At 74.5% G+C, this 20,967-nt stretch carries 21 protein-coding genes; 10 read left to right on the top strand and 11 right to left on the bottom strand.

Annotation, left to right across the window (positions count from 1 at the left end):
• Both IE245_RS27820 and IE245_RS27815 read right to left on the bottom strand, forming a co-directional pair.
• Entirely contained in the window at positions 1-678 is a 678-nt protein-coding gene (locus tag IE245_RS27820; RefSeq protein WP_189952410.1) for a LamG domain-containing protein, read from the bottom strand.
• 142 nt (positions 679-820) lie between these two features.
• Positions 821-1,198, bottom strand: coding sequence for a VOC family protein (locus tag IE245_RS27815; protein ID WP_189952408.1), 378 nt, complete (start codon positions 1,196-1,198; stop codon positions 821-823).
• Positions 1,199-1,277: 79 nt separating this feature from the next.
• Here IE245_RS27815 and IE245_RS27810 point away from each other — a divergent pair, with 79 nt between their 5' ends.
• The gene (locus tag IE245_RS27810; RefSeq protein WP_189952407.1) at positions 1,278-1,916 is read left to right on the top strand and encodes a hypothetical protein; all 639 of its coding nucleotides are present in this window, start codon (positions 1,278-1,280) and stop codon (positions 1,914-1,916) included.
• Between the two features lie 21 nt (positions 1,917-1,937).
• Here IE245_RS27810 and IE245_RS27805 read toward each other — a convergent pair whose 3' ends face one another.
• The 4 genes from IE245_RS27805 to lanL all read right to left on the bottom strand — a co-directional run bounded on the left by IE245_RS27805 (position 1,938) and on the right by lanL (position 6,862).
• A complete protein-coding gene (locus tag IE245_RS27805) occupies positions 1,938-2,789 on the bottom strand; it encodes an ABC transporter permease (protein ID WP_189952405.1) in 852 nt (283 codons plus the stop codon).
• The gene (locus IE245_RS27800) at positions 2,786-3,826 is read right to left on the bottom strand and encodes an ABC transporter ATP-binding protein (protein ID WP_189952403.1); all 1,041 of its coding nucleotides are present in this window, start codon (positions 3,824-3,826) and stop codon (positions 2,786-2,788) included. Before IE245_RS27800 ends, IE245_RS27805 begins: the two co-directional genes overlap by 4 nt.
• Positions 3,827-3,925: 99 nt before the next feature.
• The gene (locus IE245_RS27795) at positions 3,926-4,081 is read right to left on the bottom strand and encodes a VenA family class IV lanthipeptide (RefSeq protein ID WP_189952401.1); all 156 of its coding nucleotides are present in this window, start codon (positions 4,079-4,081) and stop codon (positions 3,926-3,928) included.
• An 81-nt stretch (positions 4,082-4,162) separates the two neighbouring features.
• Positions 4,163-6,862, bottom strand: coding sequence for a class IV lanthionine synthetase LanL (lanL, locus tag IE245_RS27790; protein ID WP_189952399.1), 2,700 nt, complete (start codon positions 6,860-6,862; stop codon positions 4,163-4,165).
• Between the two features lie 362 nt (positions 6,863-7,224).
• On the opposite strand from lanL, the gene IE245_RS27785 reads away from it, so the two are divergent.
• From IE245_RS27785 to IE245_RS27770, 4 genes are all read left to right on the top strand, one after another.
• Complete coding sequence (locus IE245_RS27785; protein ID WP_189952397.1) at positions 7,225-7,815, top strand: dihydrofolate reductase family protein; 591 nt, start codon at positions 7,225-7,227, stop codon at positions 7,813-7,815.
• Positions 7,816-7,885: 70 nt separating this feature from the next.
• Complete coding sequence (locus IE245_RS27780) at positions 7,886-8,557, top strand: HEAT repeat domain-containing protein (RefSeq protein WP_189952395.1); 672 nt, start codon at positions 7,886-7,888, stop codon at positions 8,555-8,557.
• Positions 8,558-8,560: 3 nt separating this feature from the next.
• Positions 8,561-9,565: a HEAT repeat domain-containing protein gene (locus IE245_RS27775; RefSeq protein WP_189952393.1), complete on the top strand. Its 1,005-nt coding sequence runs from the start codon at positions 8,561-8,563 to the stop codon at positions 9,563-9,565.
• A 191-nt stretch (positions 9,566-9,756) separates the two neighbouring features.
• Positions 9,757-10,275: a GlcG/HbpS family heme-binding protein gene (locus IE245_RS27770; protein WP_189952475.1), complete on the top strand. Its 519-nt coding sequence runs from the start codon at positions 9,757-9,759 to the stop codon at positions 10,273-10,275.
• Positions 10,276-10,324: 49 nt separating this feature from the next.
• On the opposite strand, the gene IE245_RS27765 is transcribed toward IE245_RS27770, so the two are convergent.
• The 3 genes from IE245_RS27765 to IE245_RS27755 form a co-directional block, all read right to left on the bottom strand.
• Entirely contained in the window at positions 10,325-12,379 is a 2,055-nt protein-coding gene (locus IE245_RS27765) for a phosphocholine-specific phospholipase C (protein ID WP_189952391.1), read from the bottom strand.
• A 202-nt stretch (positions 12,380-12,581) separates the two neighbouring features.
• Positions 12,582-12,941 carry an ArsR/SmtB family transcription factor gene (locus IE245_RS27760; protein WP_189952389.1) on the bottom strand — a complete coding sequence of 120 codons (360 nt, stop codon included), beginning with the start codon at positions 12,939-12,941 and terminating at the stop codon, positions 12,582-12,584.
• Between the two features lie 153 nt (positions 12,942-13,094).
• Positions 13,095-13,469, bottom strand: a complete 375-nt coding sequence (locus IE245_RS27755) for a hypothetical protein (protein WP_189952387.1) — start codon at positions 13,467-13,469, stop codon at positions 13,095-13,097.
• Positions 13,470-13,648: 179 nt separating this feature from the next.
• Here IE245_RS27755 and IE245_RS27750 point away from each other — a divergent pair, with 179 nt between their 5' ends.
• The 3 genes from IE245_RS27750 (at position 13,649) to IE245_RS27740 (ending at position 17,034) form a co-directional block, all read left to right on the top strand.
• Positions 13,649-14,323: a class I SAM-dependent methyltransferase gene (locus IE245_RS27750; RefSeq protein ID WP_189952384.1), complete on the top strand. Its 675-nt coding sequence runs from the start codon at positions 13,649-13,651 to the stop codon at positions 14,321-14,323.
• A gap of 112 nt (positions 14,324-14,435) precedes the next feature.
• Positions 14,436-15,296 (top strand): macro domain-containing protein, encoded by an 861-nt coding sequence (locus tag IE245_RS27745; protein ID WP_229851574.1) that lies wholly within the window; start codon positions 14,436-14,438, stop codon positions 15,294-15,296.
• Positions 15,244-17,034 carry an ADP-ribosyltransferase domain-containing protein gene (locus tag IE245_RS27740; RefSeq protein ID WP_229851573.1) on the top strand — a complete coding sequence of 597 codons (1,791 nt, stop codon included), beginning with the start codon at positions 15,244-15,246 and terminating at the stop codon, positions 17,032-17,034. The genes IE245_RS27745 and IE245_RS27740 overlap by 53 nt, the downstream gene beginning before the upstream one ends.
• A 27-nt stretch (positions 17,035-17,061) precedes the next feature.
• Here the strand turns inward: IE245_RS27740 and IE245_RS27735 are convergent, their stop codons facing one another.
• Entirely contained in the window at positions 17,062-17,901 is an 840-nt protein-coding gene (locus IE245_RS27735) for an SDR family oxidoreductase (RefSeq protein WP_189952382.1), read from the bottom strand.
• A 178-nt stretch (positions 17,902-18,079) separates the two neighbouring features.
• On the opposite strand from IE245_RS27735, the gene IE245_RS27730 reads away from it, so the two are divergent.
• Positions 18,080-18,940 (top strand): helix-turn-helix domain-containing protein, encoded by an 861-nt coding sequence (locus IE245_RS27730; protein ID WP_189952380.1) that lies wholly within the window; start codon positions 18,080-18,082, stop codon positions 18,938-18,940.
• Here the strand turns inward: IE245_RS27730 and IE245_RS27725 are convergent.
• Positions 18,932-19,768: a dienelactone hydrolase family protein gene (locus IE245_RS27725; RefSeq protein ID WP_189952378.1), complete on the bottom strand. Its 837-nt coding sequence runs from the start codon at positions 19,766-19,768 to the stop codon at positions 18,932-18,934. The genes IE245_RS27730 and IE245_RS27725 overlap by 9 nt on opposite strands.
• 118 nt (positions 19,769-19,886) lie before the next feature.
• On the opposite strand from IE245_RS27725, the gene IE245_RS27720 reads away from it, so the two are divergent.
• A complete protein-coding gene (locus IE245_RS27720; protein ID WP_189952377.1) occupies positions 19,887-20,879 on the top strand; it encodes a GlxA family transcriptional regulator in 993 nt (330 codons plus the stop codon).
• Positions 20,880-20,967 lie beyond the last annotated feature (88 nt).

The raw sequence follows: 20,967 nt of genomic DNA, 5'->3' as shown, positions 1-20,967 counted from the left end.
TCAGCGGCTCCGGAACACCCGGAGATCCGCCACCTCGAAGGACATCTCGGTCGTGCCGGGATCGGGCGCGGGATGGTAACGGCCCGCGCAGACCGAGAGGTTGACGATCAGGTAGGCGTGCCAGGACCGGCCGACCCCCCGCCCGTCGGCGAAGACCTCGGTGCCGTTCACCCACCACACCACGGACCTGGCGCCGAACCGGGTCCGCAGCTCCACCCACTCCCCGGGCCGGACGTCCGGCGACCGGTGGTAGTGATGAGTGCCCCGCACCCGGTTGGAGAGCTCCAGCAGATCGGGGTTGTCCGGGTGGTACTCGAAGACGTCGACCTCCTGCCCGCCGTCGCGCCAGGTCCAGATCGCGGGCCAGGCCCCCGTTTCCGACGGCAGCCGCACCCGGGCCTCCAGCACGTCCCCCGCCCGGACCTCGAACCCCTCGTCGCTCCCCTCCGTCGTCAGCAGCCCGCTGTCCCACAGTCCGTCGGGCCGCCGCGTCGCCCGGAAGACCCCGGAGCGACAGTAGTCGGGGTCGTCCACGAGGTGGTCGAGCTTGTTGTCCAGCGGGTTGACCGGCCCGCCGTCCGGATAGGCCCAGGAACGCCCGGCGACCCACTGCGAGGGGGACCCGAAGTCGGCGGTGAACACGGGCTCGTCGGGCGACGGGGAATGCGGCACGGACATGGCGGCTCCTCGCGGGCTGAATCGGCCGACAACGGACACGTCATGGCTCCCCGCTCACGCGCCCCTCATGCGGAACCGTGTCTTCCTGTCCAGAACTCGTCACGGCACCCCCGCCCCGCGCGCGCCGTGACGCCCGGCGCGCTCAGTCCCGTACGAGGCAGAACGGATGCCCCGCCGGATCCGCGTACACCCGCCAACTCCGCCGCCCGTCACCGCCGTCGAGAAGCGTCGCCCCCAGGGCGAGGACCTCCGCCCCGGCCCGGTCCAGGTCCGCCACCCCCAGATCGAGGTGGAACTGCTGGGGGCGGGCCGGATCCGGCCAGCGGGGCGGCCGGTACTCCGCCACCCGCTGGAACGCCAGGACGATCCCGCCGTCGCCGTGCAGCGTCGCCCAGTCGTCGCCGAGCGACCACCGGGGATCGGGCCGGTTGACCTCACCGCCGAGCAACGACGCGTAGAAGCGGGCGAGTTCCATGACGTCGGGGCAGTCCAGCACCACGCATTGCAGCTTTCCGATCATGCGGAGCACACTAGAGGACCGCCGCTGCCGAAGCGGCGGGACCGGGGGTGGGGGAGTGCTGCGAGGACCGAGGGCCGGCGTGATCCTGGGGGGCGCCGTGCTGGCCGTGACCTCCTGTGCGGGAGCGGAGGCCCCGGCGCGGACGGCGTCGCCGAGCCCCGCGCCGACCGCCGTCACCGCCCCCGCCACGGCCGGCGGGAGCGTGGAGGAAGCCGTCGACGCCGCGGGCGTGGCGGTGCGGGCCGCCGCCACCGGAAGCAAGGCGCCCGGGACCCGGGGCCTGTTGGTCGCCGCCGCGTCGACCCGCGGGGCGCTCTTCGTCTGGGAGACAAAGGACGGGCGGTTCTGCCACGGCGCGGCCGTCGGGATGACCATGGTGGCCTGCGCCTCGGCCCCCCACACGCCGCCGGTGGGAGAGGAGCCCCGGCTCGTCCGTCTGGTCGCCATGATGGCCACGGGCTGGAACGTCGTCTTCGGCGCGGAGCACGAGACCGTCGAGTCCGTGACCTGCGACGGCGTACCCGTCCCGGTGAGGGCCGTCGGCCTCATGGCCGACGGCCGGCGGACCGTCCACGCCGTCGAGTTCCCCGGCCTGACCGTCGGCACGGTCGACGTCCGGGTGAGGAGGGGCTCCCGCGTCGTCACCGAGTCCCTCACCCTGATGACACCGCCGGGGAAGGGCGGCGCGGGGAAGACCGCGTCCTGCGGACGGCCGTAGGGCCCCCGGTGCCGAGGGCGGCTACTCCGGGCGGCCGAAGCGGCGGGCCGCCCAGAGGAGGGCCGCCGTGCCCAGGGCCAGGAGGAGGCCCGCTTCGAGGAGGAGAGGGGGCTGGTGGCCCGCCCACGCGAGGCCGTCGGCCGCCGCCTGTTCCGGCGCCCGGAGGGCGATCGAGCGGCGCAGGACGTCCACGCCGTACGCCAGGGGGTTCGCGGCCGCCAGGGCCTGTGCCCAGCCGGGCAGGGACGTCAGGGGGAAGAAGCCGCCGGAGAGGAAGAGGAGCGGCATCATCACCAGGCCGAGCAGCGTGTGGAAGGTCTCCGGACTGCGCAGGCCCACGGCCAGGGCCAGGGACAGAGAGGTGATCGCGAACGACGCGAGGACCATGCCGGCGAGGAGCAGGACGAGCAGGACCGGGTCGTACGGGAGGCCCACCGTGCCCGCCAGGAGGAGGAGCACCGCGCCCTGGACCGTCGCGACCAGCGTGCCGCCCGCGCAGCTGCCGAGGAGGAGGGTGGCGCGGCCCACGGGGGCCATGAGGAGTTCGCGGAGGTAGCCGCTCTGCCGGTCGGTGATGAGCCGGATCCCGACCATGATCGCCGGAGTCTGCACGGTCATCATCAGCATCCCCGGGAAGAGGTACGTCCGGTAGCCGACGCCGAGCGAGGCGGCGGGGATCAGCGCCGCCAGACCGCCGCCCAGGATGAAGAGGTACAGGACCGGGTGGAGGAGCATCAGGGCGGTGGGCACCCGCTGGCAGGCGAGGCGGAGCAGGTCGCGGTGGACCAGGGCGTGCACCGCGCGCAGTTCGTGCCGGAGGCCGGTGCCGGCGGGGGTTCCCGCGCCCGCGTCCGTGCCGGTGAGGGTCGTCATCGGGCGCCGCCCTCCCCCGGAGCCATGCTGCGGCCGGTGTGGTGGAAGAAGACGTCGTCGAGCGTGGGCGGGGTGGCGGAGGCGGCGTGGACGGCGATGCCGTGGGAGCCGAGCGCCGCGCACAGGCGCGGGATCCAGGTGCTGCCGTCCGGGACGCGCAGCCAGAGGCCGTCCGCGTCGACCGTGACGGGCCGGCCGGGCGGAGCGAGCGCGGACACGACCCGCCGCGCGCCCGCGTCGTCGCTCGTGCGCAGCGCCACCCGGTCGTCGCCGATCGCGGCCTTCACCTCGGACGGGGTCCCCTGCGCCACCAGCCGGCCCCGGTCGACGATGGCGAGACGGTCGCAGTGCTCCGCCTCGTCCAGGTAGTGGGTGGTGACGAAGAGCGTGCTGCCGTGCCGGTCGCGCAGGGTCCGCAGGTGGTCCCGGACGAGGACGCGGGCGTGCGGGTCGAGGCCCGTGGTCGGCTCGTCGAGGAACAGCACCCCGGGGGAGTGCAGCAGCTGGCGGGCGAGTTCCAGCCGCCGCCGCATGCCGCCCGACAGGGTGCGGACGGGCGCGCGGCGCCGGTCGGACAGGCCTGCGACGTCGAGCGCCTCGGCCGTGCGGCGGCGGGCCTCGCCGCGGCGGAGCCCGTACAGACGCGCGTGGACGCGGAGGTTCTGCTCGGCCGTCAGGTCGGTGTCGAGGGCGCTGTGCTGGAACAGCAGCCCGACCCTGCTCCGTACCAGGTCGGGCTCGGTGAGCACGTCGGCGCCCGCCACCGTCGCGCGCCCGGAGGTGGGGCGGGTGAGGGCGCAGAGCATCGCGATGGTCGTGGACTTCCCGGCGCCGTTGGGGCCGAGGAACGCGAACGTCTCCCCCTGGCGCACGTCCAGGTCGAGCCCGCGGACCGCGTCGGTGGAGGTGCCGTCCGGTCCCCGGTAGCTCTTGACCAGGCCACGCGTGCGGATGGCGGAGGGGACGGAACCGGCCGACGGCGTGGGGCGCGCGGCGGCGGTGCGGGGGGAGTCGTGGTCACCGGGATGCAGCGGCATGGTCTCGTCCTCGTCGGTGGGGCCGGGCGGGCGGGCCGGAGCCTCGCCCCGGCCGGTGGCTGTCCCGGGACAGCCACCGGCCGGGGGAGGCGACGCGGGTTACGCGCAGCTGATGCCGATGCAGACGGTGTTGAGGAGCGTCAGCAGGCCGACGCACTCGCAGGTGGCGGCGAAGGGCGCGCCGTCGACGCCGACCGGCTCGGTCTCCGGAAGGGCGTGCAGGCGGGCGAGGAGGTCGAGGTCCTTGTTCTCCATGGTCTTCTCCTTCTTCGTGGTGTGTCGTGTTTCTTTGCTGCGCTGTTCCTCTGGGTGCGACGGCGGAGTGTCCGCCGCCGCTCAGACCGGCGGCTGGACCATCCAGTGCCGGGGCTCGGTGTGGCGTACCCGCAGGAGGAACGCCAGGATTCCGGCGGAGCCGTCGCTCCACCCCGTCGAGACCTCCCCGTACTCGTTGGGGAAGACGACGTGGTCGCCGCGGCGGGACCGCTCGGCGACGAGGAGGCGGGCCAGGTCGCCGGCCCGCGTGCGGTGGACCGGGTCGCCGGTGGCGTCGGCCAGGTCGAGGAGGAAGTCGCCGTTGCCCGCCAGGCCGTGGCACTGGGTGAGCGCGGCGCGGGAGGCCCGCTCGACGACGGCCCGGCCGGCGGCGCGGGCGAGGTCGCCGTACCGGTCGTCACCGGTCGCCCGCCACAGCCGGACCAGGAACGAGCCGATGCCGGCCGAGCCGTGGCACCAGTACGGAGCCGTCGGCACGTCCCCCGTCTGCGCCGGCCACTGGGCCGCGCCGCCCACGTCCACGGCATGGGCCACCAGGTGCTCGCCCGCCGCCACGGCCAGTTCCCGGTGGACCGGGCTGCCGGTGACGGACGCGGCGGCGAGGAGGAAGCAGCCGATGCCCGACGAACCGTGCGCGAAGCCGAGATAGCGTTTGCCCGCCTCCTGGGCGACGGCCTCCGCAGGAACCGGCCAGGTCGCCCCGGTCGCCTCGCGCCGGGCCGCCTCGGCCAGCCGGTCGGCGGCCTCCCCGACCAGCGCGGCGAGACGCGGATCGCCGGTGCGCCGCCACAGATGGGCGCGCGCCATGCCGCTGCCCGCCGTGCCGTGGGTGATGTCGTGGCTGGGCGTCCGCTCCTGCGGGGCCACCGCCAGGGCCAGCGCGTGGTCGACCAGCGCCCGGTCCTCGACGGCCCGCCCCGCCTCGTACAGAGCCCAGGCGGTGCCGCCGGTGCCGAAGTGCAGGCCCGGGCGGGCGGAACGAGGGTCGGTGCGGTCGGCGATCCAGCGCCCGGCGGCGGCGAGCGGTCCGGGCAGCCGGGGGTCGCCGGTCAGCTCGAAGTACCGGGTGAGCACCGCGAGGACACCGGCCGCGCCCTGCTGCACGGTGCACGGGTCGGTCTCCCCGGCCAGGGTCGAGACGGGCCACAGCCTGCGGTCGTCGTCGGGCGTCATCGTGTCGACGAGGCGCCGCACGATCCCCTCGACGGCGGCCCCGATCGCGTCGCCGCCGGCCGCGGCGGGGGCCGCGGGCGGGGTGGAGACGGTCGAGGCGGGCCGTGGGGAGCGCGCCGCCGGCCCGGCGGCCGTCCGCGCGAGGGCCTCGCGGGCCCTGGCCGGATCCCAGCGCGCGTCCGGGTCGTCCCGCATCAGGCCGAGGATCAGCTCCCGCATCCCGTCGGGGAGCCGTACGGAGACGAGGCAGGCGTCCAGCCACTCGGCGAGGCGTTCTTCCACCGGCCGGTCCCGCGGCTCCTCGGCCAGCAGGTTCGGGACCTTGCCCGTGAGCACGAAGCACACGGTCGCGCCGAGGCTGTAGTAGTCGGCCGTCGGGGAGACCGGCGCGTCGACCAGGCGCTCGGGGGCGCTGAAGCCGGGCGTGCCGACCCGGGTCGGGAGGGCGGCGTCGTCCGCCAGGACGGCCAGCTCCAGGTCGATCAGGCGCAGTTCGCCGTCGGGGCGGACCATCACGTTGCCGGGCGTGAAGTCGCGCAGCACGCAGCCGTGCGCGTGGGCCTCCGCCACCAGGTCCACGAGCCGGGCGACCTGGGCCGTCGCCTCGGCCCCGTACCGCTCGCCGCCCGCGTCGCGGAAACGCTCGGCGACCCAGGTCCGCAGCGGGACGCCCGGCACCTCCTCCTGCGCGAGGAACAGGTGTCCGGCGTGCTCGAACAGCGCCAGCGGTTCCGGCGCGAGCCCCGACCCCCGCAGTTTCTCCAGGGCCCTCGCCTCGGCGCGCAGCCAGTCGCGGACGTCGCTGCCGGAGGCGTCGGCCTCCACGTGCGGGCGGGTCTCCTTGATGACGACGGGCGCGCCGGTGCGGACGTCGCTGCCCCGGTACACACCGCCCTTGTTGGTGTGCCGGATCGCCTCCCGCACCGCGAACCGGCCGCCGACCACCACGGGGCGGGGCTCGGCGGGAGCCGGTGCGGGGGAGGGCACGTGGGCCGGTGCGGGGAAGGGGCTGACGGCCCACTCCGGGGGCGTGTACTGCCCGGTCCGCCGGTCCTCCACCGGATTGCCGTCGGGGTCCTCGAAGTACCAGACCAGCAGGCCTTCGTCGGACAGCCGCCGCCGGCCGACGAAGGCCCCGTACCGGTAGTGGACCAGGCTGTCGGCGGCGTACTGCTGGTCGGAGAGGATCCGGGGGCCGGCGAGTCCCGCCGTCGCGCGGTGCAACTCCGCGGCGAGGCGGGCCGCGTCCGCGTCGGAACGCGGGTACACCGTCAGGAACTTGCCGGAGCTGCCGCGTGGCGTGGCCCGGGAGTTGAGCGCGCCGACCCGCTCCAGCGAGCGGGCGAACTTGAATCCCGAGGAGTCCGGCAGCAGTACCTCCAGGGACTTCAGGAGGACGGCCGGCGCGGAGGCGGCCGTCGCCGACACGTGCAGCTTCCAACCCTGCGGACGCTGCTCCCCGTTCAGGGGCGTCACCCGGCACCACATGTCGTCGGACCCGGTCGTCCAGCGTTCGCCCGTGTCCGTGGCGATCAGGGCTCGGTGGAGGAGGTCTTCGAGCAAGGTTTCGGTGGCGTGGCTGGTCATGCCCATCCCTCTCGATGGCGAGAACCGCTGCGGGGAACGTGCCCGGCGCACGTGTCGCCCTCACGTACCCGGTACTGGATTCACCGGTTCCGCCGAGCGCGCGCCGGCGTTGTCACCCCGTGAGGCGCGACCGGCGCGGAAAGGCGCACGGCGGCTCACCAGGGGGTTCATACCCCTCCTGACCAGGCCTGAGAGCCGGGCGAGTGGGGTGCGAAACGTGCCGAGGGGGCGCCTTCGGGCATGCCTCCGGAAATTTCTCCGGGAAAGTCCCGCGCCGGATGTCGAGACCGTCGTCGCGGCTTCGACCCAGGGGTACCGGTGTCACAGGGGCACCGGCACACACAGGAGGACCGGCCGACACCATGGGCAAGCTCATCCACTTCGTGCACCAGTCCCTCGACGGTTACATCGAGGGCCCGAACGGCGAGTTCGACTGGCCGGAGATGGGTCCCGGCCTCTCCGCCCACGCGCGGGAACTGACCCCGGAGGGCACGGTCTTCCTCTACGGCCGCAAGGTGTGGGACCTCATGTCCGGCTTCTGGCCCCAGGCCGAGCGGTACTCGCGGGACCCGCACGACCTGGCCTTCGCGCCGGTCTGGCGCAAGGCGCCCAAGGTCGTCGTCTCCCGCACCCTGCGCCAGGACGACCTGGACGAGGGCGCCCCGGGAGAGGCCGCGCACACCACCCGCGTCGTCTCGGACGACGCGGCCGAGGAGCTGACCGCCCTGAAGGAGGCCGGCCACGACCTCGTCCTCTTCGGAGGCTCGGAGCTCGCCGCCCACCTCGCCGAGCACGGCGTGATCGACGAGTACCACGTCGTCGTCCACCCGGTCCTCCTCGGCGGCGGCCGCCCCGCCTTCCACCCGGCCCCGGCCCGCACCCCCCTCGCCCTCGCCGGGACGCGCACCCTCGACGGGCGCGCCGTCCTCCTCGTCCACACCCGCGCGGTCTGACGGAGGAGGCGGCGCGCTTGACCTTGACACGGTGACAAGCCTTTGACTGCCGGGCGAGGAGGTGGTTCCGATGACCACGACGTATCAGGACCCCGAGGTGCGGCGCGCGCTCCGGGCGCTCGCGGACGACCGCCCGTCGGTACGGCTCAAGGCCGCCCTGGCGGTCGGCACGACCCCCGACGAGCGGTTCGTCGACGCGCTCGTCGAGCGCTGCGCCGTCGAGCCCGAGTTCTTCGTCCGCGACATGCTGACCTGGGCCCTGACCCGGCACCCCGACTCCCTGACGCTGCCCCGCGTGCTCGCCGAGCTCGACTCGGAGCGGACGCGCGCACGGAGCCAGGCCCTGCACACGCTGTCCAAGATCGGCGACCGGCGGGCCTGGCCGGCGCTCACCCGCGCGCACCTCACCGATCCCGACGACGAGGTGGCCAGGGCCGCCTGGCGGACGGCCGTCCTGCTCGTACCGCACGGCGGGGAGCCGGCCCTCGCCGCCGTGCTCGCCACCCAGCTGGGCCGCGGCGGGCGGGAGACCCAGCTCAGCCTGAGCCGGGCGCTGACCGGGCTCGGGGACGTGATCCTGCCGGTCCTGGACACCGCGGCGGCCGCCCCCGACCCGCTGGTGCGCGCGCACGCCCTCGCCACCCGGCGGATCCTGGACGACCCCGACACCGGATTCGCGTACGCGATCGAGGAGGCGAAGCGCGTCGTGGCGCTCGACGGCTCTCCGGGGGAGGGACACTAGGGCGTGTTGATCGGTGAGGTGGCGCGTCGCTCCGGCGTCAGCGCCCGCATGCTCAGGCATTACGAGAAGCTCGGCCTGGTGCGGCCCTCGGACCGCACCGGATCCGGCTACCGGGAGTACCGCGACGAGGACATCCGGCGGATCTTCCACATCGAGAGCCTCCGCTCGCTGGGGCTGTCGCTGCGGGAGATCGGCCGCGCCCTCGACGACCCCGGCTTCACGCCCGGGCGGCTCGTCGGCGACCTCATCGAGCAGACCCGCGCCCGCATCGCCGCCGAGACCGAACTGCTCACCCGGCTGCGCCGCATCGACGCCGCCGAACCCGCGGGCTGGGACGACGCCCTGCGGGTCGTGGCGCTGCTCCAGGCCCTCGGCTCGGCGAGCGAGGGAACCCGCCAGCGCGCCGCGCTCGCCGCCGCCGACGAGGTCCCCGTACCGGTGGAGGCACTGGTGGAGGCCGCCCTCGGCGAGACGGATCCCCATGTCGCGGGCGCCCTCCGCTGGGCGCTCGCCCGCTCCGGCGACGGAGGCCCCGCCCTCCTGGCCGAGGGACTGGGCTCCCCGGAGGCGGCGGTGCGCGAACGGGCCGCCCGGGCCCTCGCCGGGCTCCCCGGCGACGGGACGACTGCCCTGCTCCGCACCGCCCTCGCCCACCCCGACCCGGTGGTCGCGGGCCGGGCGGCCCTCGCGCTCGGCAACCGCGGCGACGCCGACGCGCTCCCCACGCTCGTCGAGATGGTCGTCGACGGCCGGAACGACACCGACGCCGCCGACGCGCTCGCCGCCCTGGCCACCGACGACACCACCGGCGACGGCATCGCGGCCGGACTCCTCGCCCGGCTCGCCGACCCCGCCACCGGACCCGCCGCCCGGGGCCGGCTCACCCAGGCCCTCGCCGACGTCCCCGGCCCGGCCGCCGCCCGCGCCCTCGCCGGCCTCGCGCACGACGAGGACCCCGCCGTCGCCCTGACCGCGACGTACCTGCTCCGCCTCCGCGACGGCCGCTGACCCCGCGCCCGCCCGGCGGGGACTTCGGCCGTCCGGCCCAGCCGGCCGTGTCGGTGCCCGGCGGGCGGCGCCGGCGGCGCTGCAATGCCGCTGTGAAGGCGGCCCGCGCCCCGCCGGCCGCCGCGACCGAGCCGGGAGAATCCGTGAAGAGATCCACGCCGGGTGTACGCGCCGCAGCCTGCGGCACCTTGATGGCGATCGGCCTGGGCCTCGGCCTGGCCGTCCCCGCGCGGGCGGCCGACGCCCCCTGCCGGTCGGCGGCGTGTGCCGCGCCGGCGACGAACGACGGCGTCGCACCCCAGAACGTGGTCGAGACCGCGCACCTGACGGAGCGGGCCGCCGAGAAGGCCGCGCGCGCCGCGCTCGCGGCGGCGGTCGCCGCCGGGCAGCGCGTCAGCGTCGCCGTCCTCGACCGCGGCGGCAACCCGATCGTCGTCCTGCGCGGCGACGGCGCGGGACCCCACACCTACGAGTCCGCGCAGCGCAAGGCGTACACGGCGGCGTCGTTCAACGCCCCCACGTCGGTGCTCGTCGGCCGCCTCGAACAGAACCCGACGCTCGCCGACATCCCCGGCACCCTCTTCCTCGCCGGCGGCCTCCCCATCACGTACCAGGGCTCCCCGATCGCCGGCATCGGCGTCGCCGGCGCGCCCAGCGGCCTGCTGGACGAGGAGTTCGCCCGGGCGGGCATCGAAGCCCTCGGCCACTGACCACCACCGGGGGGGCGGCACACGGTGCGGGTGTGCCGCCCCCGGAGGGTCAGTACGTGAGGATGCCCGGGTCCGTCACGCCCTCCGCGCCCGTCTCCACGTGCCCGGCCAGGCGGCGCACGTAGTCGGCGTGGGCGGGCGAGGTGACCGTGACGTCGTACCACCGGCCGGAGTCGGCGAGCGGCACGGTGTGGGTGACGGTCGCGCCGCGTGCCACCGTCAGCGTCCGCGGGCCTCCCGCGTAGGCGTTCACGAGGGTCACGGTCGTGGTGGCGCCCGCGTTGGTGAAGGTGAGGCGCAGGGAGCCGGTGGCGGCGTCGTGGCGGGCGGCGACCTCCGGGACGGCGGTCTTCCCGGGCGAGCGGAAGCGGCGCAGGAAGCCGTTGGGGCCGTGCACGGTGAGGTCGGTGACGCCCTTGGAGTACCTGGTGTTCCAGGTGTCCGCGATCGACGCCCCGGGCCCGGTCGTGTACGTCCAGGGGGCGTCGGTGCGGTTCGCGGACGTCACGTGGAACTGGGCGCCGGCGGACGGACCGCCGCTGAAGGCGAGACGGAAGGTGCCGGCCGCGGTGTCGGCGGAGCCGTCCACGTACGGGGCGTACTTCAGCGGACGCGTCGGCTTCGCCCCCGGCTCCTGGCGCGGCATCGTGCCGACGGCCGGGGCGGTGGCGGGGAAGTCGGGGTGGCGCTCGCGGTCCGGCGGGTAGTAGCCGGCGGTGGACGGCAGCGCGACCGGCCGCGGCTGGGCACGGCCGAAGTCGAAGGCCGACGTCAGGTCGCCGCAGACGGCCCGCCGCCACGGCGAGATCTGCGGCTCCTGGACGCCGAAGCGGCGCTCCATGAAGCGGATGACCGAGGTGTGGTCGAAGGTCTCGGAGCAGGTGTAGCCGCCGGTGGACCACGGGGAGACGACGATCATCGGGACGCGGGGGCCGAGGCCGTAGGGCCCGGCGACGTACCCCGTCCTCCCGGGGAAGTGGTCCAGGGCGGTCGGCGTGGTCGACAGGCCCTGCGCCGCGGAGGCCGGGACGTACGGCGGGACGACGTGGTCGAAGAAGCCGTCGTTCTCGTCGTACGTGACGAACAGCGCCGTGCGCGCCCACACGTCCGGGTTCGAGGTCAGCGCGTCCAGGACCTGGGCGATGTACCAGGCGCCGTAGTTCGAGGGCCAGTTGGAGTGTTCGGAGAAGGCCTCGGGGGCGGCGATCCAGGAGACCTGCGGCAGCCGCCCGGCCTGCACGTCGGCGCGCAGCCGGTCGAAGTACCCTTCGCCCGCCTTGGCGTTCGTGCCCGTGCGGGCCTTGTCGTACAGCGGGTCCCCGGGCCGGGCGTCGCGGTAGCTGTTGAAGTACAGGAGGGAGTTGTCGCCGTAGTTGCCGCGGTACGCGTCGTCGATCCAGCCCCAGGAGCCGGCCGCGTCCAGGCCGTCGCCGACGTCCTGGTAGACGCGCCAGGAGATCCCGGCCGCCTCCAGCCGCTCGGGGTACGTCTTCCAGCCGTACCCGGCCTCGGCGTTGTTGAGGACCGGCCCGCCGCCGGTGCCGTCGTTGCCGGTGTGACCCGACCACAGGTAGTAGCGGTTGGGGTCGGTCGAGCCGATGAAGGAGCAGTGGTACGCGTCGCAGACGGTGAACGCGTCGGCGAGCGCGTAGTGGAAGGGGATGTCCTCCCGGGTCAGGTACGCCATCGTCGCCTTGGTCTTGGCCGGGATCCACTGGTCGTAGCGTCCGTTGTTGAACGCCTTCTGGCCACCCGCCCAGTCGTGGTTGAGCCCCTGGAGGAACTCCATCCCGAGCTTCGCGCTCTCCGGCCGGAACGGCAGCGTCACCTTCGAGCCGTCGGCCTGGTTCCACACCGACTTCCCGCTCGGCAGCGTCACGGGCCGCGGGTCGCCGAAGCCGCGGACGCCCTTCATGGCCCCGAAGTAATGATCGAAGGAACGATTCTCCTGCATGAGGACGACGATGTGCTCGACGTCCTGGATCGTGCCGGTGGACCCCTGCGCGGGGATCGCCGCGGCCCGGGCGATGGACTCGGAGAGCGCGTTGAACGCGACGGCACCACCTGCGAGCTGAAGGAACCTGCGACGATCGAGATCGGCCATGGGGGAAGCCTCCGGAGGACGAGCGGACACGGAACCGGGCGCCGGCCGCGGACCGGCACGGAGCGCCCCAAGAAGAGCGCCCTGGAACCACCGCCCCACGACCGTCCCGTGACTTCCCGCTGTACGCCCGGGGAAATCCCCCGCGCCCCGGAAGCACCGGAACCCGCCCCTGAGGCGCGGAGGACGGGACCGGCGCGAGCGGTCAGTCGCGCGGCCCGGGCGGGGCCGTGGCGCCGTCGGCGTGGCGGAGCTCCGCGAGGAGCTCGCTCTGGCCGACCAGGAGCTCCGTGAGGATGCGGCGCGCCGCCCTGAGGAGGTCCGCCACGTCGCCCCCGGCGAGCGCGTAGCTGACGGTGGCGCCGTCGCGGACGGAGACCACGATCCCCGAGCGGCGCAGGACGGCCAGCTGCTGGCTGAGGTTCGACGGCTCGACGTCGATGTCCTTGAGGAGTTCGCGGACGGGGAGGGGGCCGTGCTGGAGCAGTTCCAGGACGCGGATCCGGACCGGATGCCCGAGCATGCGGAAGAACTCCGCCTTGGCCTGGTACAGCGGGACCTGCATGCGACGACTCTCCCCGACGTTCTGACCTGTGCTGACGGGCCCATCCTCCCGTGTCCCGGCTTCCACCCGCCCTCGACTGCGTCACTTTCGGATGTGCCGACTTGAAGATTTCTTCAAGTGAAGGGCGTGCGGAGCCGGGCGCCGGGAGGACGGTTACAGCTCCAGGTCCGCCTCGATCCGCTTCAGCTGGTGCCGGGCCATGGCCAGATTCGCGCGGTTCTTGTCCAGGACGATGTACAGGAACAGGCCGTTGCCGCCCCGCCCCTTGATCAGCCGGATGAGGTGGTACTGGGTGTCGAGGGTGATCAGGACGTCCTCGATGCCCTCGTCTATGCCCAGCATCTCCATCGTCCGCAGCTTCGCCCGGACGACGTCGGTGTTGCCGGCCGCCGCGACGGTCAGGTCGAGGTCCTTGCCCCCGCCCAGCGTGCCGAGCGCCATGCCGCTCGTGTAGTCGACCAGCGCGGCTCCCACGCTCCCCTCGATGGAGGCCATCGCCTCCTTCAGGGACGTTTCCACACTCACCATCAGTACGTGCTCCCTCGGTTCTCGGCATGCCCGGCCAAGAGGCGTGCGCCACGGCCGGGTGGTGCTCACGGACGAGATCCACTAGACACCAAACCCGCGGGGAACGAAGGGCTTTCGCCGGAAGACGATGCCCCGGGCACAGGACACCGAGTCCTTTCCCCGCGGTCTATCGTGGCCCGATGCAGACACACACCGTCGACCGCCCCGACGACCTCGACACCGTGCGCGACTCCTACGACCGCGTGGCGGACAACTACGTCGACATGGTGCTGAACACGGGGATCGGCGACATCCGCAAGGACCCCTGGCTCAAGGCCCCGATCGACGCCTTCGCCGACGCCGTCCGCGGACTCGGCCCCGTCCTCGACGTCGGCTGCGGGCCCGGTACGGTGACCGCGTACCTCGCCGAGCGGGGCATCGACGTGTCCGGCGTGGACCTCTCGCCCCGCATGATCGAGAACGCGCGGCGACTCCACCCCCAGTGCCGCTTCGCCGTCGCCTCCGCCACCGAACTCGACCTCGCCGAGGCCTCCCTCGGCGGCGTGCTCGGCTGGTGGTCGCTCTTCAACCTCCCCCGCGAGGTCCTCCCGCAGGTCCTCGCCCTCTTCGCCCGGGCGCTGAAGCCCGGCGGACACCTCGTCACCGCCTTCCACGTCGGCGACGGGGACCTGCTGCGCACCGAGGCCTACGGCGGCGTCCCGGTCCGGTGGACCACGCACCGGTGGCGGCCGGAGCAGATCGTCGCGCTGGTGGAGGAGGCCGGACTGCGGACGGTCGCCGAACTGCGGCTCCCGGCCGACGAGATGCGGGGGTCCGGGCCGGGCGTGGTCGTCACGGCCCGCCGGGACGCCTGAGGAAGACGGGGCGCGGGCCGGAGGGCGCGCGGACCTGCGTTGTCAGTGGTGCCCACTAGCTTCGGAGGTGTTGCGAGAGAGTCGCACGACACCGTTCCGACAGGGGGCTTCGATGAACGACGGCTGTGTGGACACCGCGCTGCGGGTGGTGCTGACGGATGTCGACGCGGGGGTGGTACAGGCCTGGCGCGCCGCCTTCGCCGACGTTCCCGGCATCGAGATCCGGCGGGGTTCCATCCTCGACGAGGACGTGGACGCCTGGGTCACGCCGACGAACGCGGCGGGCCGGATGGACGGTGGCGTCGACGCCGCGATCAAGCGCCACCTGGGCGCCGGGATCCAGCTGCGCGTCCGCAAGGCGATCGCCGACCGCTTCGACGGCAGCATGCCGGTCGGCAGCGCGGTGTGCGTCCCCTCGGGAGCGACCGTGCCGCGCTTCGTCATCTCGACGCCGACCATGGTCGCCTCCTCGCAGAACGTGAGCGAGACGCTGAACGTGGCCATGGCCTGCGCGGCCGCCTTCCAGGCCGTCCACCGGCAGAACCGCACGGCGCCCGGCAGCATCCGCTCGGTGGCGCTGGTCGGGATGGGCGCCCGCACCGGCCGCGTCCCCGCCCGGGTGTGCGCCAACCTGATGTGGACCGGTTACACCCTCTTCCACGACCACTGGTTCCAGGACGACGACGAGCTGCGCGCCACCATCACCGCCCAGCTCGCCGGCGTCGACCAGGCCTCGCCCGCGACCCGGGTGCGGATCGTGCCGCCGGGCGGGACGCCGGAGGAGTACGCGGCACCGGCGGGAGGGGGGACGGCCGCCGGAGGAGCCGCCGGAAAAGGAGCAGCCGCCAAAGGGGGCGTCGCCAAAGGAGCAGCAGGCAAAGGGGGCGTCGTCAAAGGAGCAGGCGCCGAAGGAGCAGCCCATGGCGGGCCCGGCGCAGGGGTCCTCGCCGCAGGACACCCCCTGCACCGCTGACGGCGCCCCGCCGGCCGCCGCCGCGGCGCACACCACCGCCACCGCCCACCCCGCAGGTACGACCACCGGGAGCTCCGCCGCCATGAGCGACACCACCGCCACGCCCTCGCCGCAGCCCGACCCGAACGACCCGCTGGCCCTCGCCGAGCTGTTCACCGGCGGCGGCGAGCCCTGGCTGCCCGTCCTCAAACCGGTCATCGAGGCCCGCGCGGAGGCCGACCGGTTCATCGGCCCCGGCCGCAGCCCGCAGGTGGTCCCCGTCCGCGAGCTCACCTTCCAGGCCCTCAAGCCGCACCCGCCGCACAAGTGGAAGGTCGTCGTCTTCGGCCAGAACCCCTACCCGCGGCCGGAGAGCGCCACCGGCATCGCCATGTTCGACAACACCTTCAACGACTGGAAGGACAGCCAGTTCGGACGGGCGGTCAGCATCCGCTGCCTCATCAAGGCGGCGGCCATGTGGAAGCACGGCATCGTCAAGAAGACCCCCATCAAGGACATCCGCTCCCTGCTGAAGGAGCACGAGACCGTCCAGCCGCCCGAGTGGTTCCAGGCGATGCTCACCCAGGGCGTCCTCCTCCTCAACGCCTCGCTGACCGCCAGCGCCGACGGCGCCATGGCCACCGACCGGCACACCGCCTTCTGGCGGCCCGTCGCCGAGCGGATCGTCGAGGAGATCCTGCGCGCCAAGCAGGAGGCGGAGGGCCCGGAGGACCGGGGCGTCGTCTTCGCCTGGTGGGGTGCCCACGCCCGCAGCCTCAAGAAGACCGTGCAGCGCCTGGAGAAGAACTACCCGGGCGTGGAGGTCCGCCACATCGACCACGCCAACCCGGCCGCCCAGGGCGACCTCTTCTGCGACGGCGACCACCTCGCCACCGTCAACGACGCCCTGATGTCCCTCGGCGCCGACCCCGTCGACTGGCTGCCGAGCAAGGGCTGGGACCGGCCCCCGGCCGGCGCCGCCACGGGCTCCGCGCCCTCCGCCGCAGGCGGCGGCCCGGACGCCGATGTCGCCGCCCGCATGGGCGCCTTCATCGCCTCGACGATGGAGCTCCACCAGCTGTATCTGGAGCGCCTCACCAGCGTCCGCGACGAGGGGCACGTCCTGCCCCCGCTCACCGGCGTCTTCGACACCGCGCTGATGCCGTTCGAGGACGCCGTCGCCCCGGTCACCCGGGTGCTGCGCGGCCTCGCCGGACACATCGACCGCTCCCGCGAGTTCGGCAAGCGGCGGGCCGACGAGCAGGCCGGCGCGGGACTCTCCGCCGACGCGATCGCCGCGCTCCACCTCTACACCTGCGAGTCCGGCTTCTACCGGAACATCAACGCCGTCCTCCGCTCCCCGGACCGCCACCGCGTCGTGCCGTACCTGCCCTACCTGCGGCTGCTGTTCTCCGCGGTGGAGGCGCTCCCCGCCCGCACCGAGCCCCTGTGGCGCGGCGTCGCCCTGGACCTGCGGGCCCAGTACCCCCTGGGGGAGACCGTCACCTGGTGGGGCGTCTCCTCCTGCACCTCGGAGCTGGGCGTCGCCCGCGCGTTCCTCGGCAGCCGCGGCAAGCGGACCCTGTTCGAGGTGACGCCGGCCCGCGCCGTCGGCATCCGCGGCTTCTCCGCCTTCACCGGCGAGGAGGAGTACATCCTGGCCCCGGGCACCCAGCTGGAGGTCACCGACGTGAAGGCGGAGCGCGGCGGACTGTGCACCGTGAAGCTCAGGGAGGTGGAGACCCGCCTCGTGTCCTGACCGGCGGGGGGCCGTCCGGGGCGGCGGTCAGCTCGCCTGGCCGGTGGGCATGACGGTGACCTGCTGGAGGTTCACCCGGGGCGGCAGCGAGACGAGGAAGCCGATGGTGTCGGCGACGTCCTGCGGGGTGAGCCACTCCATCGACTCCCTCGCGTCCGCCAGCCACGCCCGCGCGCCTTCGTCGGTGACGTGGCTCTGCAGCTCGGTCCCGACGATGCCCGGCTCGATCGCCGCGACCCGCACGTTCTTCGGGCCCAGCTCGGTGCGCAGATGCCGGGAGAAGTGCGTGACGTACGCCTTGGTGCCGGAGTAGACGGCGAAGGTGGGGAAGATGTTCTGCGCCGCGATCGACGAGGTGTTGACCAGGTCGGCCACCCCGCGCTCCGCGGCGGCCGCGACCAGCTGGGGCGTGAACGCGCCGGTCACGTTCATCAGCCCGGTGACGTTCAGGTCGATCTGCCGCTGCCACTGGTCGGTGGCCAGCTCCTCGATCGGGGCGGGCAGCATGACGCCGGCGTTGTTCAGCAGCAGGTCCGCGCCGCCCAGCTCGGCCGCGACCCGGTCCGCCGCCGCGCGGACCGCCGCCGGGTCGGTGACGTCGGCGGCGATCGCCAGCGCCCGGCCGCCGTTCTTCTCGACGCGGGCGACGAGCTCCGCGAGCCGCTCGGCCCGCCGGGCCAGCGCGACGACGTGCGCGCCCAGCCCGGCCAGCGTCTCGGCGGCCGCCTCGCCGATCCCGCTGGAGGCGCCGGTGACGACGGCGACACGGCCGCGCAGGGGGAGGGCGGCGTCCCGCGCCGCCGCGGAGGCGTGCGCCGCGGCCAGGTGGGTGTTCGGCGGGGACGCGAGGGTGTTCTGCGGGGACATGAGGTCCTGCCTTCCGGAGGAACGAGGAGGTGGGTGTGGTGCGGGTCACTCCCGGCACACCTCAAGAACACCAGCTCGCGACCCCCTCCGGGACGTCCGAGCAGGCCCTGTCGAAACAGGTACCGACAGGGCCACCCCGCGGCCCCCCGCGGCCCGCGCGACGCCCCACACTGGAACCATGGACCGCAGTGAAGAGACCGCCGACTTCCTCCGGGGCCGCCGCGCCGCGCTCGGTCCGGAGCGGGCCGGGCTGCCGACCGACGGCCGGACGCGCCGCGTACCGGGCCTGCGCCGCGACGAGGTCGCCCGGCTGGCCGGGGTCAGCACCGAGTACTACACGCGCCTGGAGCAGGGGCGCGCGGGCCGCCCCTCCGCCGAGGTGGTCGCGGCCCTGGCCGGCGCCCTCCAGCTGGACGCCTCCGAGCGCGAGCACCTCACCGACCTGCTGCTGCCCGGCCCGGACACGGCCCGCCGGGCCCCGAACCGGCCCCAGCGGGTCCGCCCCGGCCTGTACCTCATGCTGGAGACGCTGAGCCACGTGCCGGCCTTCATCCTCGGCCGCCGCACCGACGTCCTCGCCTCCAACCACCTCGCCAGGGCCGTCCTCACCGACTTCGACGCCCTCCCCGCCACCCGGCGCAACATCGCCCGCTACTACCTCCTGGACCCGCGGGCCCGCGAGCGGGTCGGCGACTGGGAGCGGATCGCCGCGGAGACCGTGGCCATGCTGCGCCTGGAGGCCGGCCGTCACCCGGGCGACCGCAGGCTCGCCGACCTGGTCGGCGAACTCACCCTCGGCTGCCCGGAGTTCTCCGCCTGGTGGAACGACCACAAGGTGCTGCGCCGCACCCACGGAGCCAAGCGCTACCTCCACCCCGAGGTGGGCGAACTGCACTTCTCCTACGAGTCGTTCCAGGTGCCCGGAGACACCGAGCAGACCCTCTGCGTCTACAACGTCGAACCCGCCTCCGAGACCGCCCGCTCCCTCCGGCTCCTCGCGGACTGGACGGCGCCCCACCCGGCGGCCCCCTCAGCGTGACGCCTCCGCCGGGGGCGAGAGCCGTTCCGCCAGGAACGCGATGATCTCGTCCCGGGCCCGCACGGTGGGGTGCCCGGCGGTGTCCACGAGATGGGCGGTGACGACGCTGTGGGCGCACCCGACGACCTCGCGGAAGAACGGCGGCGGGTCGGGGTTCGCCGCCCCGGCGGGAAGGACACGCCCGTCGAAGGCCTCGCCGAGCAGCGCACGGTACGCGGCGAACCGCCGGCCCGTGCACCAGCGGTCGCCCTCGAAGCGGTAGGCGAGCACCTTCAGCCCGTCGCGCCGGACCCGCTCGGCCACGGCGACCGCGTCCTCCTCACCCAGTTCGAGCCCCTCGGGGTCGTCGAGCGGCAGCGACGGATGGTTGACGACGGGCGCGACGACGGCCGGTTCCAGCGTCATGGACAGGGCGAAGTTGCCGGTGAAGCACAGCCCGACCGCCCCGACCCCCACCCCGCCGCGCTCGGCGTGCGCCACCCGCGCGAGCCCCCGCAGCCACGCGACCACGGGACTGGTCCCACCGCCCGCGAACGCCCGGAACTCGGCGCTGACACAGGCCCGCCGCACGATGCTCCCGGCCGCCTCCGCCAGCGGATAGGCCCCGTCGACGCCGAACAGCGACGGCACGTACACCGAGAAGCCCGCGTCCCGGATCCACCGGGCGAACCGGGCCACGTCAGGACTGATGCCGGGCATCTCCGGCATGAGGACGACGGCGGGCCCCGCCCCGGTCACGTACACCCGCCTGCCGACGCCCTCGACCTCCACGACCCGGCACGAGAAGTCGTCCAGCGGGTCGTCGAGCCGCTTCTTCCGCTCTGTCATGGCGGACAGCATGACGAGGCCTCCGCCTTCCCGGGAACGGGCGATGTCGCCGATACTCCGGGGTGTCCCGCCACGCGCCCGCCGCCGCGGCCCACCACCCACCGGGAGGACCCGCCCCATGAGCCCGCTGCGCGTGAGCGTCCTCGCCTATCCCGGCTGCTTCGCGTCGGAGGTGTACGGCGTCCCCGACCTGTTGACGATGGCCGCGCGCGTCGGCGCCGCGCGGGGCCGGACGGAGCCGTCGTACGAGACCTCCGTCGTCTCGCCGCGCCGGCGGGTCCTCGCGGCCGGCGGGGCCCGTATCGACGTCGCCGCGGTCCGCCCGGCCGACGTCCTGATCGTCCCTGGCTTCGACCTGCCGCCCTCGCTCGAACCGGACGCGGTGCTCGCGGGCCTCGCCCCGGAGCTCGCCACGATCCGCGAGCGGGCCGCCTCGGGAGCGGCCGTGGTGTCGATCTGCGTCGGCGCCTACCTCCTGGCGGAGGCCGGATCGCTCCACGGCCGGGAGGCGACGACCTCCTGGCTGCACGCGGACCGCTTCGCGCGCCGCTATCCGCAGGTGCGGGTACGCCCGGAGAGCCTGGTGGTCACCGACGGCGGGGTGACGACCACGGCCGCGTTCAGCGCGATGTACGACTTCGCGCTGCGCCTCGTCCGCGACCACGACGGGCCCGGCACCGCCCGGGCCACGGCGCGCGTCGCCCTCCTCGACGACACCCGCTCCACCCAGTCCCCGTACGTCGACGCCGCCCTCCTCCCGGCGACGGGACACGCCTTCTCGGCCGCCGTCATGCGCCACCTCGACCAGAACCTCGCCGCCCGCTACGACCTGACGGGCCTCGCCCGGGAGTTCGGCGTCAGCACCCGCACCCTGCTGCGCCGCTTCGGCGCGGAGACGGGCCGCACGCCCCTCACGTACCTCCACACCGCCCGCGTCCGCAGGGCCCGCCACCTCCTGGAGACCACGGACCGCACCGTCGCGGCCATCGCCGCCGACGTCGGCTACCGCGACCCGGGCACCTTCTCGGCCGTCTTCACCCGCCACACGGGCCGACGGCCCGGCGTGTACCGCGCGACGGTGGCCGCGGCGCCCGTCCGGAGCGACCAGTAGGGTCGCGAACACCGACGGGGAGGGGCGCGGCCATGGTCACGGCACGGCGCGGATCCGGTGATCCAGGGCGACGGGGGCGCGGGGCCGG

This window comes from Streptomyces roseolus (assembly GCF_014649855.1).
Lineage (GTDB): Bacteria > Actinomycetota > Actinomycetes > Streptomycetales > Streptomycetaceae > Streptomyces > Streptomyces roseolus.
The sequence above is the reverse complement of the archived record's forward strand: the minus strand, read 5'-3'. Positions and strand labels throughout refer to the sequence as shown.